This is a genomic window from Streptomyces sp. NPDC048275 (genome assembly GCF_040652275.1).
Classification (GTDB): domain Bacteria; phylum Actinomycetota; class Actinomycetes; order Streptomycetales; family Streptomycetaceae; genus Streptomyces.
In genome coordinates, this window is the sequence record NZ_JBEZLR010000151.1 from 1 (window position 1) to 16,610 (window position 16,610).

Annotated in this window: 13 protein-coding genes; 7 read left to right on the plus strand and 6 right to left on the minus strand. The window is 71.1% G+C overall.

Annotation, left to right across the window (positions count from 1 at the left end; translation table 11 throughout):
* Positions 1-844 precede the first annotated feature (844 nt).
* Entirely contained in the window at positions 845-1,156 is a 312-nt protein-coding gene (locus tag AB0D57_RS44720) for a PqqD family protein (RefSeq protein ID WP_362088026.1), read from the plus strand.
* Positions 1,157-1,219: 63 nt separating this feature from the next.
* The gene (locus AB0D57_RS44725) at positions 1,220-3,805 is read left to right on the plus strand and encodes an AAA family ATPase (protein ID WP_362088028.1); all 2,586 of its coding nucleotides are present in this window, start codon (positions 1,220-1,222) and stop codon (positions 3,803-3,805) included.
* Between the two features lie 158 nt (positions 3,806-3,963).
* Here AB0D57_RS44725 and AB0D57_RS44730 read toward each other — a convergent pair whose 3' ends face one another.
* The 5 genes from AB0D57_RS44730 to AB0D57_RS44750 form a co-directional block, all read right to left on the minus strand.
* Positions 3,964-4,185 (minus strand): DUF5988 family protein, encoded by a 222-nt coding sequence (locus AB0D57_RS44730; RefSeq protein ID WP_362088030.1) that lies wholly within the window; start codon positions 4,183-4,185, stop codon positions 3,964-3,966.
* Positions 4,186-4,281: 96 nt separating this feature from the next.
* Positions 4,282-5,058, minus strand: coding sequence for an AfsR/SARP family transcriptional regulator (locus AB0D57_RS44735; RefSeq protein ID WP_362088032.1), 777 nt, complete (start codon positions 5,056-5,058; stop codon positions 4,282-4,284).
* Positions 5,059-5,081: 23 nt separating this feature from the next.
* Positions 5,082-5,867 carry an alpha/beta fold hydrolase gene (locus tag AB0D57_RS44740; RefSeq protein WP_362088034.1) on the minus strand — a complete coding sequence of 262 codons (786 nt, stop codon included), beginning with the start codon at positions 5,865-5,867 and terminating at the stop codon, positions 5,082-5,084.
* A gap of 184 nt (positions 5,868-6,051) precedes the next feature.
* Positions 6,052-6,564, minus strand: coding sequence for a hypothetical protein (locus tag AB0D57_RS44745; protein ID WP_362088036.1), 513 nt, complete (start codon positions 6,562-6,564; stop codon positions 6,052-6,054).
* Between the two features lie 127 nt (positions 6,565-6,691).
* Positions 6,692-7,705, minus strand: a complete 1,014-nt coding sequence (locus AB0D57_RS44750) for a pyridoxal-phosphate dependent enzyme (protein WP_362088038.1) — start codon at positions 7,703-7,705, stop codon at positions 6,692-6,694.
* 136 nt (positions 7,706-7,841) lie between these two features.
* Here AB0D57_RS44750 and AB0D57_RS44755 point away from each other — a divergent pair, with 136 nt between their 5' ends.
* Together AB0D57_RS44755 and AB0D57_RS44760 are read left to right on the plus strand one after the other, a co-directional pair.
* The gene (locus AB0D57_RS44755) at positions 7,842-8,591 is read left to right on the plus strand and encodes a 2-oxo acid dehydrogenase subunit E2 (RefSeq protein ID WP_362088040.1); all 750 of its coding nucleotides are present in this window, start codon (positions 7,842-7,844) and stop codon (positions 8,589-8,591) included.
* Positions 8,592-8,593: 2 nt separating this feature from the next.
* Positions 8,594-9,715, plus strand: a complete 1,122-nt coding sequence (locus tag AB0D57_RS44760) for an alpha/beta hydrolase (RefSeq protein WP_362088043.1) — start codon at positions 8,594-8,596, stop codon at positions 9,713-9,715.
* Between the two features lie 205 nt (positions 9,716-9,920).
* Here the strand turns inward: AB0D57_RS44760 and AB0D57_RS44765 are convergent, their stop codons facing one another.
* Positions 9,921-12,992: an amino acid adenylation domain-containing protein gene (locus tag AB0D57_RS44765; RefSeq protein ID WP_362088045.1), complete on the minus strand. Its 3,072-nt coding sequence runs from the start codon at positions 12,990-12,992 to the stop codon at positions 9,921-9,923.
* Between the two features lie 306 nt (positions 12,993-13,298).
* Here AB0D57_RS44765 and AB0D57_RS44770 point away from each other — a divergent pair, with 306 nt between their 5' ends.
* The 3 genes from AB0D57_RS44770 to AB0D57_RS44780 all read left to right on the plus strand — a co-directional run.
* The gene (locus AB0D57_RS44770) at positions 13,299-14,123 is read left to right on the plus strand and encodes a hypothetical protein (protein WP_362088047.1); all 825 of its coding nucleotides are present in this window, start codon (positions 13,299-13,301) and stop codon (positions 14,121-14,123) included.
* 18 nt (positions 14,124-14,141) lie between these two features.
* The gene (locus AB0D57_RS44775) at positions 14,142-14,912 is read left to right on the plus strand and encodes an alpha/beta fold hydrolase (protein ID WP_362088049.1); all 771 of its coding nucleotides are present in this window, start codon (positions 14,142-14,144) and stop codon (positions 14,910-14,912) included.
* Between the two features lie 34 nt (positions 14,913-14,946).
* Positions 14,947-16,610, plus strand: a 1,664-nt coding sequence (locus tag AB0D57_RS44780; RefSeq protein WP_362088051.1) for a type I polyketide synthase, incomplete at its 3' end; no start/stop codon positions are given.

A 16,610-nucleotide genomic window follows, 5' to 3' on the forward strand; every position in this document is an offset into this window, starting at 1 on the left:
AAGGCGAGTTGGACATCTGATCGGGCATGGTCGGCGCCCCTGGCCTGCGGATTCCGGTGTCTTGATCCCCTACACCACGTGGCGGGACGCCATCTCACAGTGGACAGAGTTGCCTTGCCTGGCACAGGGAAAACGGCCTCTCCACCGGCGCTCCAGGCGTGCGGTTCGGGGGGCAGTGACCTGGCCGGCCCGAGCCCGCCTTCCGTGGCACAGGTCTGCCACGGCTTCCTGCTCCCCGCCCCGGCCTCCGGCGCACGGGACGACCACCCCGTACGCGCAGGCCGGCTCGCGGCAGCCGGCCACGACCAGGGCGCGGGCGAGTTCCTTGTTGCGGTCCCGGGCGGCCCGGTCGGCGAAGAAGCCGTGCGGGATCCCGCTCAGCGAGTCGTGCGGCGCCGGTGCCAGGTCCCGGCCTTGCCTTCTTCGTGTCGGGTACAAAGAGCCGGCACCGATGCTGCCTTGCGCAGGTGGAGGAACGTGGGAGCACCGGTGCAGCCCGCGGGGGGCTCAGGTTCCCTTTCTCACGGGCGGCCACGGCGTTATTCGGCCGACCTGGCATACGAATCGGCGTACGAATCGGCTGGATTCCGCTTACTGGTCCGTCCGATGCAGGTCATGGCTGCGAAACGCCCGGGTCACCCCTATCCCCGGGCCGGTCGCGCGCGGGGGTGTAGGGGTCCTCCGCTCTTGCCACCTCACGAGTCCGGGCAGCACGATGGTTTGGGAAGTTCCCTTGCAATGGCCTGCCGAGCGCCTTTGCGGTTGTCTTCGCGTCTTTCGCCGCGGGCGGGAGCGTGTTTCCGGGGAAATCGGGGGCGGTTGAGGCCTGGAGGTGCCTGTGCATGTGCGTCCGGTGCCCCAGGTACGCATCCACGTGGACGCGGAGGGACACCTGCACATGGCGGCGGAGCGGCCGCGCCGCCGTTTCCGGTGCGCCCCGGTGTGTGCGGCGATGTGGATCGCGCTGCGCCGCTGCGACGGGGACGTGGCCGCCGCGGCCCGGCTGCTGGCGGCGCTCTGGGACGCCGACCCGGTGAACACCCAGGCGGATCTCGACCTCTGGGTCGGCGAGTTGCGCGCCGCGGGGCTGGTGTGTGCCGAGCGGTGCGGCTCCAGCCCCTGCCAGTGCTCCGTCCCGACTCGACCACCCCTGTAGGGGGTGTGCCCACGCTGGTCGCGAAGAACGCGGACCACCGTGGACGGGGCGATCATGACGTTGATGGGCAGGAAAGCTGCGCTCGGCGCAGTCGACGAGGTCCTCACCGGCCGCCTCACCGGCGGGCCCCGGACCGTCCTCGTCGAAGGCCCCAGCGGCTGCGGCAAGAGCGCCGTCCTCGACGCCGTCATCGAGCGGGCCTCGACGGCCGGGGCCGTGGTCCTCAGCGCCGTCTGCTTCGCCGGTGAGCGCCGGACACCGCTGAGCGCGCTGCGCCAGCTGATCCACAGCGACCGCAGCCTGTCGCTGCCCTGGAGCACCGCCGGCGACCGGGCGGGCTCCCGGGTCGAGAGCATGCAGCAACTCGGCGCGCAGCTGCGCGAACTGAGCACGGACGTACCCGTGGTGATCTGCGTCGACGACGCCCACCATGCCGACGACGGGTCGCTGGATCATCTCCAGTACCTGGCACGCCATGTGCGCTCGGCCCGGATCCTGATCGTCGTGGCTCTCGCGCTCCATCACGAGTCGCAGCGCCCCGCGTTCGTCACCGAACTCATGCGTCGCCCCGACTTCCGGCGGATCGAGCTCGACCGCCTCTCCCGGCCGGAGGTGGGCGACGCTGCCAGGGCGGTCGGCCACGGGCATCTGGCCGGTCCGCTGTACGACCTCAGCGGGGGCAACCCGCTGCTGCTGCGGGCCCTGTTCGAGGAGTGCCCGAGCGCCCCGGCGGCGGGTCCGAGGCCCCGGCCCGGTGGCCCGTACGCCATGGCCGTCGCGGCCTGTCTGCATCGCAGCGGCCCCGTCGCCGCCTCGGTGGCGCAGGCCTGCGTGCTTCTGGGCACCCTCGCTACCCCGCAGCGGATCGCCCGGATGCTGGGGCTGGCACCGCACGTGGTGCGTCAGGGGCTCACCGCCCTGGAGGCGTCCGGAGTCCTGCGCGACGCGCAGGCACGGCACCCCGCGGCCCACGACGCGGTGCTCAGCGGGGTGGCGGCGGACAACCGCGGCCACCTGCACCGCCGCGCCGCTCTGGTGCTGCGCGAGGACAGCTGCCCGGCCGCCCGTGTCGCCGACCATCTGCTGGCGGCCGCTGACACGTACGCGGGCGGCCGCTGGACCGCCACCGCCGCGGAGTTCGAGGCGCTGCGCGACGCCGCCGAGGCGCTGTCGGCCGACGACGACGCGCTGCGGGCCGTACGGCTGCTGGAGCTGGCCCGTCAGGCCTGCGCCGACGAGGCACAGCGCAACGCGGTCGGAATCCGGCTGGCCCGGCTCGCGTCCCGGCTCGACCCGGCTGCCGCCGAGCGGCATCTCGACGCCGCCGTGACCGCCCTGCGGTGCGGCCTGCTCGACGCCGAACAGGTGCAGCCGCTGGCTCAGTTGCTGATCGCTCAGGGCCGGTGCGCGGATGTGGCGGACCTGTTCGCCGACGCCGACGACGCACAGCCGAAGGGCCTGGTGCTGCCGGCGATCCCCACCGCCGGGGCCACGGCGCCGGCCGGCGAGCAGCTGCTGCGCTCGGCCCGGCTGACGGAGGCCACCGTGGTGCCCATCCGGCAGGCGCTGTTCGACCTCGTGCACAGCGATCACCCCGAACGGGCCCTGCCGTGGAGCCGCCGCCTGATCGAGGAGTCCGAGCACCGTGGGGCTCCGGGCTGGCAGGCGGCCTTCGCCACCCTGCATGCCCAGGCGTTGCTGCGCACCGGGGACCTGGCCGGGGCCGGCTCCTTCGCGACGCGCGCGCTGGAGGTGCTGCCCGAGCAGAGCACGGGCACGTCCGCGTACAGCGCGACGGCCGTCCTCATCCGTGCCTGCGATGCCATGGGCCAGTACACCGAGGCGTCACGCCGGGCCGACCAGCCGGTGCCGCGCGGTCTTCTGGGGACGCTGCACGGGCCGGCGTTTCTCCGTGCCCGCGGGCTGCACCAGCTGACGGGCGGTCAGCCGCGCTCCGCGCTCGCCGACTTCCTCGAGGCCGGCCGGCTGCTCGGGACGTGGGGGATCGACAGCCCCGCGTATTTGCCGTGGCGTACCGACGCCGCCGAGGCGCTGCTGAGTCTGGGCCGGCCCGAGCAGGCGGCGCGGCTCGCCGGCGAACAGCTGGCCCGGCCCGACGGGCAGCGTCCGTGGCCGAAGGGGCTCGCCTTGCGCATACAGGCCCTGGCCTCGCCCTCCGTCCAGCGACGGATGTCGCTGCTGACGCAGGCGCAGGAGGAACTGCACCGGTCGGGAGACCGGCTGGCGACGGCGCGGGTCATGGCCGACCTGGGGCGTGCGACCCAGGCCGACGGCGCACGGCCCGCCAAGGGCGAGGCCCTGCTCCAGGCGGCCTGGCAGCTGGCCGGGGAGTGCGGGGCGGCACCGTTGTGCCGGGAGATCCTCCCGCAGGCGCCGCTCGGCGGCGCCGTCCGCACCCCCTCGCCGCCGGGGGCGGAGGCGGGGGCAAGGCTGAGCAGCTCGGAGCATCGTGTGGCCACGCTTGCCGCGCAGGGGCTGACCAACCGGGAGATCTCCGCGAAGCTCTACCTCACGGTGAGCACGGTCGAGCAGCATCTGACGAAGGTGTACCGGAAGCTGCGGATCAGTTCCCGCGGGGACCTGCCGCTGGAGCTGGCGGCGGACAGCAGCCTGTCGGTCGAGTCCTGACGGGCACGCGTCCTTGTTGCCGCCTCTTGCCGCCTCTTGCCGCCTCGCGCCGGTGTCCGGACTTCGCGGCTGCGGGCCCGGGACATGGAAGTCCCCGTGGGGAAGTTGCGCCTTCCCCACGGGGACGTGGTCGAGGGGCCCGCGAGGGCGAGCGCACCCTACTCCGCTATGTAAGTGTGCCGTATGTACCGGAACACGCGCAGTTCGCGGTCGTCGCGCCGCACGACCTCGTCGGTCGGCATGAAGTGGTCGTACCTGTTCTCCACCTTCAGCTTGAAGGTGTCGTTGAGGTCTGCGACGTGCGTGACGATCTCGTACTCATCGGGCCGGTAGGGGGATCCGAGGAGTACGGCGTTGAGGGTGGCGTTCTTCGTCTGCATGTCGGAACTCCTTGCGGTCGGCGTTGGATTCGATGAGTCGCCGGCTGCCGGGCCTTCCCGACGGGAGGGCGGGCGGCCGGCCCTGAGCGCCGTCTTCTAGGCAGCTGCGGCGCAGAAGTCGAGGGTCCGGGGGTCGGCTCGCAGGATGGCGCGGTGGAGATCCTGCAGCGGAGCGCACGGCTCCAGGCCCAGCTCGTCGATGAGGGTCTTGCGGGCCGACTGGTAGGCCTTGAGCGCGTCGGCCTGCCGCTCGGACCGGTAGAGCGCGAGCATCAACTGGCGGTGGAAGGCCTCGCGCAGCGGATTCTCGGCGGTGAGGGTGTAGAGCAGTCCTACGAGTTCTCGGTGGCGGCCGAGCTGGAGCTGGGCATCGACGAGCATCTCCGTGGAGTCGGTGCGGGTCTCGGTCAGCCGCGTGGCGAAGCTGCGGACGATCGGGCCGATGCCGATGTCACCGAGTACCGGGCCGCGCCAGAGCGCCAGCCCCGCCTCGAAGTTCTCGCAGGCCTGCTCGAAGTTCCGCTCCCTCATGTGCTTGCGGCCGAGCTCGGTCAGCTCGAGGAACTCCTCGGCGTCGATGGCGTCCTCGCCGCCCCTGAGCATGTATCCCGGGGAGCGGGTGACGATCGGGGAGTCGGTGCGGCCCGCGCGGTGCAGCAGCTTGCGGAGTTCGGATATGTACACGTGCAGGCCGGCGGTCGCCCGTCGGGGCAGCCGGTCGCCCCAGACCTCGCCCATGAGCTGATCCGTCGTCACCACATGATCTGCTCTGATGAGGAGCGTGGCGAGCAGGATCTCGAGTTTCTGCGCACTGATGAAGCTGCTTCGTTCGCCGTCGACCAGGCGCAGAGTTCCCAGCAGTTCGTACTTCACTGCTCTTCCTCTCCTCTGCAGGGCTAGCGGGCCATTCCCTTGACGGTGGCGGAGATTTCCTTGACCGTGCCGGCAATGATGTCGGCGATCTCCGGGCCGTGCCGGTCGAGATAGAAATGCCCGCCCTCGAAGACATGGAGGGAGAACTCGTCCGCGGTGTGCTCGCCCCAGGCCTCGGCCTCGGCGATCGTGGTGTGCGGGTCGTCGTCGCCGGTGAGCATCGTGATCGGGCAGTCGAGCCGCACCCCGGTCACGCGAGGGTGGGTTTCCACGGCTGTGTAGTCGCCGCGGACCGCCGGCAGGATCGACGCCATCAGGTCCTCGTCCTCGAGCCAGACCGGGTCGGTCCCGCCCACGACACGCAGTTCGTCCAGGATGCCGGCGTCGTCACGGCGGTGGACCGTTCCGCCCCGCAGCCGGGACGGAGCCGGATAGCCCGAGGCGAACAGCCAGGCGGGGGCCGATCCGGCATCCTCCTGGTAGCGGCGCGCCACCTCGAAGGCCAGGATCGAGCCCATGCTGTGGCCGAAGAACACCGCCGGCCTGCCGTCCTCCGCCTGCCGCAGTGCCGCGTAGACGCGGTCGGCCAGTTCGCAGAGGTCGACGATGCAGCCCTCCGCCCGGCGGTCCTGCCGGCCCGGGTACTGAAGGGCGAGCATGTCCACAGCGGGCGCCAGGGCTTGTGACAGCGCGTAGTAATAGCTCGCCGAACCGCCCGCGTGCGGGAAGCAGAAGAGCCGGAATTCGCTTTCGTTGGAGGGATGGAAGCGGCGTATCCACTCCCCGTCAAATTTCGTCGACCCCGTCATGTCGATCCCTTTCCTGCACTCACCTGTTGTCGTCCTGACCCGCGGGTGCACTCCGAGCTTAGGTAAATGGGAAGGAGACCCGTAACCCCGAACATCCCCTACTCTGTTCGGCAGACCCCTAATTCTTCCGGCCTATGGCCGCGCCGCCTCGGGTACGGCTTCCGTCGGGCGGCGCGGCCATGGGTCAGCGCGAGCAGATCTTGATCACGGCCTCGAAGTCCGGCGGAGCGTCGGGAATCTCGAAGAGGGCACGCCAGGTCCAGTCGCCGCGCCAGCCGCGGTAGGCGCCGCTCACGCCCTCGACCGGCTGGGTGATCCAGTTGCCCGCGATCACGTCGCTCCGGTCGAAGTAGCTCCCGGCCTGCATCGTTCCGTCGGGCAGATGGAACATCTCCCACTGGAACTCGATGTCGTGACCGTCCGACTCGCGCTCGTGGATGATGTCCATCGCGCCGACCGCGGTGCCCACCTTCTCACCGGTGTCCCAGTCGTAGAGCACGTCGAACCAGTTCGCCTGGAATCCGGCCGGGACGTCCTCGGCCGGCGGCATGTTCGTGTCGAACACCGGCATCTTCTCCCGCCAGTGGAAGTTCCTGCACTCCTTCGTGGCGGCCGGTTCGGCCTTCGCGGGAAGGGTGTCCAGCCCCACGACAGTTGTGCAGGCGAGGATCGCGGCGGCCGGTGCGATCACTCTCATCCGCCTGAAGTTCCACAGACGCATCTTTTGATTCCCTTCTTCTTGCCGGGGTGGTCTTTGACGCTAGAGAGGGGTTCTGAAGCCAGCCTTTTCCCGGACTCCATGCTCGATCTGCCGGGCACCGGTCTCAGGAGCGTTGGTCCAGCAGGGCGGCCACGAGGCTGGGCTCGACGTTGCCGCCGGAGATCAGCACCCCGATGTCGCGGGCGCGGCCGGTGGCGGCGATGCGCAGCGCACCGGCCAGCGCGGTGGCCGCGGCGGGCTCGACCAGCAGCCGGGCCCGGATCAGAATCAGCCGCAGAGCCTCGGCTATGGCATCCTCGTCGACCGTCACCACGCCGGTGACCGTCTGGTGGGCGAGGTCGTAGGGCAGCCGGCCGATACGGTCGGGCCGCAGTCCGTCGGCGATCGTGGGCCGGGGGTCGACCGTCACGGGCTCCCCGGCCCGCAGGGCGGCGGTGAGGGCGGGCACCGCGGCGGGTTCCGCCCCGATCACGTCGATGCCGTGACCGCGGGTCGCCAGACAGGCTCCGGCCAGCGCGCTGCCTCCGCCGACCGGCACCACCACCGCGTCCAGCGCGCCGCCCGCCGCGTGCACCTGGTGCAGCAGCTCCGCGGTGGCCGTGCCCTGTCCCACCACGACATCGGGGTTCTGATAGGGGTCGATCTCATCCAGTCCCCGCGCCGCCTTCAGCTCGTCGACCACCGCGATCCGCTCCGCCAGAACCGTCCCGGCCTGAAGTACTTCCGCACCCGCGTCACGGATGCGGCGCACCTTGGTCGGCGCGGCGTCGGTGGGCAGCACCAGGACCGCCGGCAGCCCGTACTCGGCGGCGGCCATCGCCACGGCGATCGCATGGTTGCCGGTGCTCTGCGCCACCACGCCGCGGCTGCCGCTCCCGGCGAGCCGCTCGACGGCGAGCAGCGCACCGCGCATCTTGAACGAGCCGCCGCGCTGCAGATTCTCAGCCTTCAGCCACAGCCGCGCCCCCACCAGCCGGTCCAGCTCCTCGCTGCGCACGACCGGGGTCTGCACCAGACGCTCGGCCACCCGCAGCCGGGCGTCGTGCACGCCCTCGTAACTCAGCAGCGACGAGCCGTCGACGACGGATACCGTGTTTGTGCCGGTCCCAGACATCATGCTTCTCCATTTCTCTGCGTCAGCAGGGCCTGGTCGTGCACCATTCAGGCTTGGCCCGGGATCTAAATTCCGTCTAATACGAGGTGCTTGAGCCGTCCTCGAGGAAGCCACCAGCACTTCCGGGCACACTGGCCGGGTGAATATCACCCCTGTCGCTGGGGAACGCAGGCACACGCTGCAATTCCTCCGTGAAATCCGCGCCATCTCTCCGGTGTTCCTCGGGACCGATGTCGATATGAGCGCGGTCGTGCGGCACCGGGAAACCCGGCACAAATACTCCGTGGTGACCTATGTGCTGCACACCGCCGCGCGCGTACTGGCCGCGCACCCCGAGGCCAATGCCGCGATACGGGGCCGGCGCTTCCCGCGGGTGGCCCGATATCCCTCGGCCAACGGCAAGTTCACGCTGGACCGGACCGTGAAGGGCCGGCGGATCGTGCTGTCCGCCGTCCTGCCCGATCTGCAGCAGGCGTCCCTCGCGGACATCCAGCGGCAGGTGGACCACTTCCGCGACGGTGACCCGCAGACCATGCCCGAGTTCGCCGGGGCGCGGCTGCTGCAGCGGCTGCCCTGGCCGCTGGGCGGTCTGCTGTTCCGCCTCGGGGTGCGCCCGTTGTCCCGCCGCGGTGCCGCCTTCGGCACCTTCGCCGTCACCTCGCTGGGGCACCGCCCCGTCGACGCGTTCTACTCGGTGGGCGGCACCACCGTCACGCTGGGGGTGGGACGGATCACGGAGCGGCCTGTCGTACGGGACGGGGCCGTCGGGATCGCCCCGGTGATGCATCTGTCCTTCACCTTCGACCACCGCGTCATCGACGGCGCCGAGGCCGCGGACGTCCTCGCGGAACTCAAGTACGCCCTCGAGAACCTCACGGGTGAGGAGTGAGCGTGAACAGCGTCGAGGAGCTCAAGCAGTACGCCGAGGTGCATGCCCGCGGTCTGGAGATACCGGACTACGCGCGGCTCGTCGGCCGCATTCACAGCGACGGGCGGGGCCCCGGCTCCTGGGCCGGGGAATGGTGCCTCGAGGGCGACCGCCTCGCCGGGCGGGGCCGGCCCCTCGAAGCCGGCCGCCGCTATCTGATGGCGCGCTTCCCCTTCGTGGACGGACCCGCCCGCCAGGAGGCGTACGAGAAGTCCCTCGCCATGTTCGAGAACTGGCGGGAGGGCCAGGACGTACACCGTCTCGACGTCGAGTACAGGGGGCGCCGGGTCGGCTGCTGGACCAGCGGTCTGTCCGCCACCCGGCGCAAGCCGCTGCTGATCGTGATGGGCGGGCATCTCACCCTCAAGGAACAGTGGGCGCCCGCTCTGCCCGTCTTCGCCCGGCTGGGGATGGCGGCCGTCGCCACCGAACTGCCGCAGGTCGGCGAGAACACCGTCCCCTACGACGGTGACAGCCCTGGCTTCCTGTCCGCCGTGCTCGACGCGGTGGCCGACCGGGCCGATGTGGCGCGCGCCTACGCGCTCGCCATGAGTTTCAGCGGTCATCTGGCGCTGCGCTGCGCGATGGACGACTCCCGCATCCGGGGCGTCGCGACCGTGGGCGCTCCGCTCGGCGAGTTCTTCACCGACACCGTCTGGCGCAAGGAGCTTCCCCAGGTCACCGTCGACACGCTGGCGCACCTGACGGGGGCCGGCATGGACGAGCTGGCCGACTGGGCGCTGCCCGCCGACCGGCTGGCCGCGCTGGACATCCCGGTGGCCTATGTGGCGAGCCTGCGCGACGAGGTCATCCCGCCCGGGGACCTGACGGTGCTGCGTCGTCAGGTGCGCAACCTGCATCTGCTGGTCCACGACGACGTGCACGGCTCGCCCGCCCACGGTGACGAGAACAAGCTGTGGCTGGCCCTGTCCCTGCTGCGCATGCAGGGCGTCAGGGACGGCCGCACGCTCTACCTCGGCCTCATGTACCAGGCGGCCCGGATCCGCAGCCTGCTGTCCGCACGCCGCCGGAGCCGGAGCCTGGGCCTGGCCGGCCGGGCCGGCGCCACCGGGGCCGGCGTCTGACGCGAGGGCCCACTGCCACCCGCCCGCGCCGGCTTCCCGGCGCGGGCGTCGGGCTGCCCGGGCGCCGGTCACGCCGTCGGGCCCGGTGTGCGGAACCTTCTTCGCCGGTGCCTTCACGCCGCGCTCCCGCACAAAGAAACGGGGGCTGGTGCCCGGCTCCGGACGGAGTCGGGCACCAGCCCCTGTGCTGTTTCGGTACCGCGGTTCAGCTGAGGACCCTGGACTGCCTGATGTGGGCGGCCAGGGCGGTCGGGGTCGGGTTCGAGAAGAGGTCGGCCAGCTTCACGGTGACGCCGACGGCCTCCTCGACGTCCTGCACCAGCCGGGCGCCGAGCAGCGAGTGCCCACCGTGCGTGAAGAAGTTGGTCCGCGCGTTCACGCCGTCGCGGCCCAGGACCTCCAGCCAGATGGCGATGAGCTGGTTGACCAGGTCGTCGTCCGAGGACGCGTCCGTGGCTCCCGTGCCGCCGTGCGTGGCCTGATGAGTGGTCGCCAGGAGCTCCAGGGCGAGGTAGTCGACCTTCTCGTTGGCGTTGGTGGGCAGGGTGTCCACCACGATGAAGTCCTGGGGAACCGCCGCACGGGGCAGTTCGGTGCGGGCGTACTCCCACAGGCTGTCGGAGATGTCGCCGTCGGCGGCCGACTCGACGAAGGCGACGAGCCGGCCGTCGGCGCTGCGGTCGCCGACCACGATCACCGCCGCGCCCCGGACGTCCGTGTGACCCAGCAAGGCTGCCTCGACCTCGCCCAGTTCGATGCGGTTGCCGCGCAGCTTGACCTGGCGGTCGGCCCGGCCGAACAGCTCCAGCCTGCCGTCCGGCAGCCACTGGCCGACGTCGCCCGACCGGTAGAACCGGCCGTACTCGGGGTGCTCGCCGAACCGTTCGGCGTTCAGCTCGGACCGTCCGTGGTAGCCGTGGCAGACGCCGGCGCCGGCGATGCACACCTCGCCGCGGACACCGACGGGCAGTTCCCGTCCGTCCGGGGCGAGGACCATCATCCGGATGTTGCGGATCGGCCCGCCGACGTCGATCCGGTCGCCGAGGCCGGCGGGGACGACGCCCCAGGTGCACCAGGTGATGGTCTCGGTGGGGCCGTAGGCGTTGACGACCTCGCAGCCGGTGGCCAGCAGGCGCTTGGCGAGGGTGACCGGTACGGGTTCGGCGCCCGTGACGACGACGCGCCCCGCGAGCAGGTCCTCGACGTGGTCGAGGACCTGGCGCAGGGTGGTGGGCGTGGCCTGGAGGATCCTGGGGTCGTAGCGCTCGATCAGGCCGCGCAGCACCTTGCCGTCCAGCCGGGCCTCGTCCGGCGCGATCACGATGCGGCCGCCGGAGTAGAGCGGTACGTAGTGCTCCAGGTTGGCCATGTCGAAGGCGAACGTCGTCATCCACAGCGTCGCGGTGTCCGGCGTCGCGCGCAGCCGCACGGTGTAGTCGGCGGCGATGTTGGAGATGGCGCGGTGCGGGAGCAGGGCTCCCTTGGGGCGGCCGCTGGAGCCCGAGGTGTAGATCAGGTAGGCGAGGGACTCCTGATCGACGGGGGCAGGCAAGGGCGCGAGGCCGGCCGCGTCGGCCGCGGCGTCCGCGGCGGCGACCGGTGCCAGGGGCAGATTGGGCTTGTCCTCGGCGGCGGGCAGCCCGAGGTCGCGGTCGGTGAAGACGGCCTTGGCGCCGGAGTCCTCCAGCAGATACGTCACGCGCTGCACGGGGTGCTCGGGGTCCACCGGGAGGTAGGCGGCACCGGACAGCCAGATGCCCAGCACCGTGGCGACGAGCTCGGGCGAGCGGGCGGCGGCGAGGGCGACGATGTCGCCGGAGCCGATGCCCAGACCGGCCAGGGTGGCGCGGGTGCTCTGGGCGGTGTCCCAGATCTGCCGGTAGGTCACGGAGCGGTCGCCGTGCTGGACCGCCACCGCCTGCGGGGTGTCGCGGGCGTGGCGGTACACCGCCTCCACGACGCCTGGCGGGTCGAACTCATGGGCGGTGTCGTTGGCCGCGCCGATCACGGCACGGTCCTGCTCGCTCCACACCTGGATCTCGCCGGTGGGCCGGTCCACATCCGCGCCGAGCGACAGCAGCAGCGCCTCGTAGCGCAGCAGCAGCGCCTGCGCGTCCGCGCGGTCCAGTTTCTCGGTGGAGTAGCGCGCGTTGACCGTGATGCGGTCCTCGGCGGACGCGATGAAGAACTCGAGGTCGAACTTGCTGAAGCCGTTCTCGACGACGATCGGCCAGGCGCGCTGCCCGGCCACCTCGAAGTCGGTCATCCCCAGCTGCGGGAAGTAGTTGAACAGGTGGCGGCACAGCCGGTTGCGCCACGAGGAGCCGGCCCGGGGCACCAGCTCGGAGATGCTGTCGACGGTCACCCCGGCGTGGGCGAGCGCGCCGAAGTAGGCGTCGCGGGTCTTGCGGACCAGCGTGCGGAAGTTCTCCTGCCGGTCGACATACACCCGCAGGGGCAGCACGTTGGTGTGGTGGCCCACGGTGCGGGGGGCGCCGGGCGGGCGGACGCTCACCGGGGAGCCGACGGTGATGTCGGGGCCGGCCCCGTGTGCGGCGAGCAGCAGGTCGTAGGCGGCGAGCAGCACGACCGCCTCCGGGGCGCGCACCTCCCGCTGCAGCTGTTTCACGACCTCCCTGGCCTCGGCGGACAGCACATGGACGACCTGGTCGCCCCGCATCGTCGTCTCGGCCGGGTCGGGGGCGCCGCACGACAGGTCCAGGCCCGCCGGGTCGAAGTCCTCCAGCCGCTCGCGCCAGTAGGCCAGGCTCGCCGCGCTCGGCTCGGGCTCGGTGAAGGCGCCGACGGTGGTGAGCAGTTCCTCGTCGGGCGCCAGGCCGGCCACGATGTCGCCGTAGAGGGAGACCAGTTCCTCGACGAGGACCGTTCCGGAGATGATGTCGTAGTCGAGGTGGTGGAAGGCCAGGCAGAGCAGGTCGCCGTCGGGGTGGTGGAAGAGGCCGGCTCGGGCGAGCGGACGGCCGTCGAAGACGAAGCGGCGGGTGACGAAGGGGCGCAGCGCCGGCTCGATGCCCTCGGGCGGCACGGCGAAGTCATCGATCTCCTCCAGCGGAATGGAGAATTCCGACGGCGGGACCACGCCCTTCAGCAGTTCGGCGCCGGTGGCGTAGTAGACGGTGCGCAGGACGTCGTAGCGGCGGAACAAAAGCTCCAGCGCCTCCTGCAGAGCGAAGACGTCCAGCCGGCCGTCCACCTGGAAGGCCAGCGCCAGGTTGTTGGCTGCGGCATCGGGCACCAGCCGCTCCAACAACCACACGGCCTCTTCCTTGCGCGTGGCCGGTGAAAGATCGCGTACAGACCGTGCGCTGGGCTGTGCTGCGGGCCCCATTGAGCCTCCCTGCCGGATGGGAAATGAGCAATTCACACAGTGCGTGCAGTGTCACTTTGCGGCTCACGGTACGGACGGCCGATGAGTACGGGCACCCCTAAGGGCGCTCGACGGCCCTATTCCGGGTGCCGTCCGCCCGTTTAAGGGGGTCCGTTAGGGGGTGTAGGGGCTACAGGGCGGCACCTCGCGCGTCCTAGGCTGCTTCGAGTTCGAATTGTCCGCGGCCAAGGAGAAATGGTGACCGAATCAGAGGGTTGGAAGACTCTGGTGAAGGACGACAACGCCCAGGGAATAGTGCTTGCGGTCGACTTCGACACCACCGGCCGTCCTGAGGCGCGTTTTTCGGATCTGGTGGCGAATCTGGGGCCCGGCTTCGAGGTCTGGGAATCCGTGCCGCCGTCCGCGGGGAGCGACTACGAGCGGACGGGCGCCGACTACGTGGACCACTGGGCGCGGCGGCTGGAGAGCGAACGGCCCCCGGTGCGGGCGCTGATGGGCTTCTGCGGCGGCGCGATCTACGCCGCGGCACTGGCCGAGCGTGTGGGCGAACTACAGGGCACGCAGCCGCCGTTGGTCCTCTTCGACCCCGAGCTGTCCACGGCGCAGACCCTGATCTGGCAGTACCACAAGGTCATCGGTTTCCTGACCGACGTGATCTCCACGGAACAGATCGCACAGGCGCGGGAGATGGGCCGGCAGGCCTACGAGAAGACCAGCGAAGCGGTCCCGCTCAAGAACGAACTGATGCGGCTCATGTGGGAGTTCGGCGAACCCGCGCTGATCGCCGCCGGCCTCGACCAGATCCGCCGCGAGGAACTGTTCGGTGTCTTCGACTCCTTCCTGTGCTACCTGGCCGCCGCCAGTGAGATCGACCCGTTGAACGAGTGGCGCTCCGCCGTCGCCTACAGCTCGAACAGCCCGCTGAGCGGCCTCAACGCGATGCGCACCGCAGGCGTGGACATCGTGGTCGCCCAGGAGATCCCCGTGGACACCGACCACGGGATCATGCTGGCCGACAAAGAGCTGGCGGCCCGTGTCACCGACCTGCTGAACGCGTGACGTGAGGCAGTCGGCGTAATGGACCCTCTGTCCGCCTACCTGCCCGCCGACGCGCGGGAACACCGCGGCATCCGGCTCCTGTGTTTCCACCACGCGGGCGGCGGAGCCTCGATGTTCCAGGACTGGCAGCAGGAGCTCGGCCCGGGCGTCGCGGTGCTGCCGGTGCTGCTGCCCGGCCGCGAACGGCGCGTCACCGAAGAGCGGTTCACCAGGATCGACGCCCTGGTGGCGGATCTGGACCGCGGTCTCGGTCCCCTGCTGGACGAGGCTCCCTACGCGTTCTACGGGCACAGCATGGGAGCGATCGTCGCCTACAACCTGACGTCGCTGCGCGCCTCCCGCGGCCGTAGCCTGCCCGTCAGCCTGATGGCCGGGGCCTATCCGGCGCCCCATCTGCTCGCTCCGATCACCGCGGCCCTGGAGCTCACGGATGATGAGCTGGCGCGCTGGATGGTGGACATCGGCGGGATGTCCGAGCTGGTCCTGGCCTATCCGGAGTGGGTCAAGGCAGCCCTCGACCTGCTCCGGGACGACCTGCTGGTGTGCCAGAGCCACCAGCCGTCCGGACAGCGGCCGCTGGACTGCCCGATCGACGTCTTCGCGGGCACCGACGATCCGCTGCTGCCGCTCGCCCGGGTCTCGGGCTGGGCCGAACACTCCACCGTGAGCTGCCAGGTGCACCCCATGCCCGGCGGTCATTTCTTTGTCCAGGAATCCTCGTCCGTTTTCCTGCGGACCTTGGCGTCCCTGCTCTCACGCCGCTTTAGCCACTATCAAGGGGCCGGTTAGCAGAGCCGCCGATGCTGCATTCATGAGGGAATTCATGCCCACTGACGCTGTCGCCATTGTCGGTATTTCCTGCCGTCTCCCGCAGGCTCCTGACCCGGAGTCGTTCTGGGATCTTCTGCGCCGCGGCGCGAGCGGAATCACCGAGGCCCCCGCCGACCGCTGGGTCGGCACGGAGCACGGCGCGATTCCGCCCCGTGGTGGTTTTCTCGACCGGGTCGACACCTTCGATCCGGCGTTCTTCGGGATCGCCCCGCGCGAGGCCGCGTCGATGGACCCGCAGCAGCGGCTGACCCTCGAACTGGCCTGGGAGTGCCTGGAGGACGCGGGCGTGGTACCCGCCTCCCTGCACAGCACCCGGACCGGTGTCTTCATCGGCACCACCGCCGGTGACTACGCCACCCTGCTGCACCAGCAGGGCCCCGAGGCGATCACCGCGCACGCCGTCACCGGCATCAACCGCGGCATCATCGCCAACCGCGTCTCCTACACGCTCGGCCTGCGCGGACCCAGTCTGACCGTGGACACCGCCCAGTCGTCCGCGCTGGTGGCGGTGCACCTGGCGTGCGAGAGCCTGCGCACCGGCGAGTCCGAGCTGGCGATCGCCGGCGGCGTCAACCTCATCCTGGCCCCGGAGTCCACCCTCGGCCTGACCCGGTTCGGGGGGCTGTCGCCCGACGGCGTCGCCTACACCTTCGACGCCCGCGCCAACGGCTATGTGCGCGGCGAGGGCGGCGGGGCCGTCGTACTCAAGCCGCTGGAGCGGGCGCAGGCCGACGGCGACCGCATCTACGCCGTGATCCGCGGCAGCGCCGTCAACAACGACGGCGCCTCCGGCGGGCTGACCGTGCCCGACGCCGCCGCCCAGGCGGAGGTGCTGCGCCGCGCCTGCGCACGCGCAGGCGTCTCGCCCGCCGACGTCCAGTACGTCGAGCTGCACGGCCCGGGCACGCCGGTCGGCGACCCGATCGAAGCCGCGGCGCTGGGTGCGGCGATCGGCTCGGCCCGCCCCGGGGACACGCCGCTGCTGGTCGGCTCCGCCAAGACCAATGTGGGCCATCTGGAGGGCGCGGCAGGCATCGTGGGCCTGCTGAAGACCGCCTTGTCGATCACGCACCGGGAGATCCCGGCCAGCCTCAACTTCGCAACCCCCAACCCGGACATCGACCTGGACGGGCTGAACCTGCGCGTGCAGACGGACCATGTCCGGTGGCCCGAGGGTCCGTCGTACGCGGGTGTCTCCTCGTTCGGCATGGGCGGTACGAACTGCCACGTCGTGCTGGAGGCGGCGCCGGGTCCGGGGGCCGGTGAGGTGAGCCGTGTCCCCGCGCCGTGGGTGCTCTCGGCGCGCACCGAGGCGGCGCTGCGCGGGCAGGCCCGCCGGCTGCGCCGTTTCGTGTCCAACGCGCCCGAACTCGACCCGGCGGACGTGGCGTTCTCGCTGGCGACCGGTCGTGCGGCGTTCGAGCACCGCGCTGTGGTGACGGTTTCCGAGGACCGGCTGGATGCCCTGTCCGCGCTGGCGGAGGGTCTGCCGCATCCCGGCCTCGCCACCGGCACCGCGCTGAGCGGCAAGACGGTCTTCGTGTTTCCCGGGCAGGGCTCACAGTGGCCCGCCATGGGCCAGCACCTCCTCGCCCACGAACCGGTGTTCGCCGCCCACATCAACGCCTGCACCCAGGCATTCGCCCCCTACACCGA

Bases quoted from the DNA above. Each gene is read 5' to 3' on its own strand.
- AB0D57_RS44745 (WP_362088036.1), bottom strand. From the start codon at position 6,564: ATGAGAGTGATCGCACCGGCCGCCGCGATCCTCGCCTGCACAACTGTC.
- AB0D57_RS44775 (WP_362088049.1), top strand. From the start codon at position 14,142: ATGGACCCTCTGTCCGCCTACCTGCCCGCCGACGCGCGGGAACACCGC.
- AB0D57_RS44750 (WP_362088038.1), bottom strand. From the start codon at position 7,705: ATGATGTCTGGGACCGGCACAAACACGGTATCCGTCGTCGACGGCTCG.
- AB0D57_RS44740 (WP_362088034.1), bottom strand. From the start codon at position 5,867: ATGACGGGGTCGACGAAATTTGACGGGGAGTGGATACGCCGCTTCCAT.
- AB0D57_RS44730 (WP_362088030.1), bottom strand. From the start codon at position 4,185: ATGCAGACGAAGAACGCCACCCTCAACGCCGTACTCCTCGGATCCCCC.
- AB0D57_RS44725 (WP_362088028.1), top strand. From the start codon at position 1,220: ATGGGCAGGAAAGCTGCGCTCGGCGCAGTCGACGAGGTCCTCACCGGC.
- AB0D57_RS44770 (WP_362088047.1), top strand. From the start codon at position 13,299: ATGGTGACCGAATCAGAGGGTTGGAAGACTCTGGTGAAGGACGACAAC.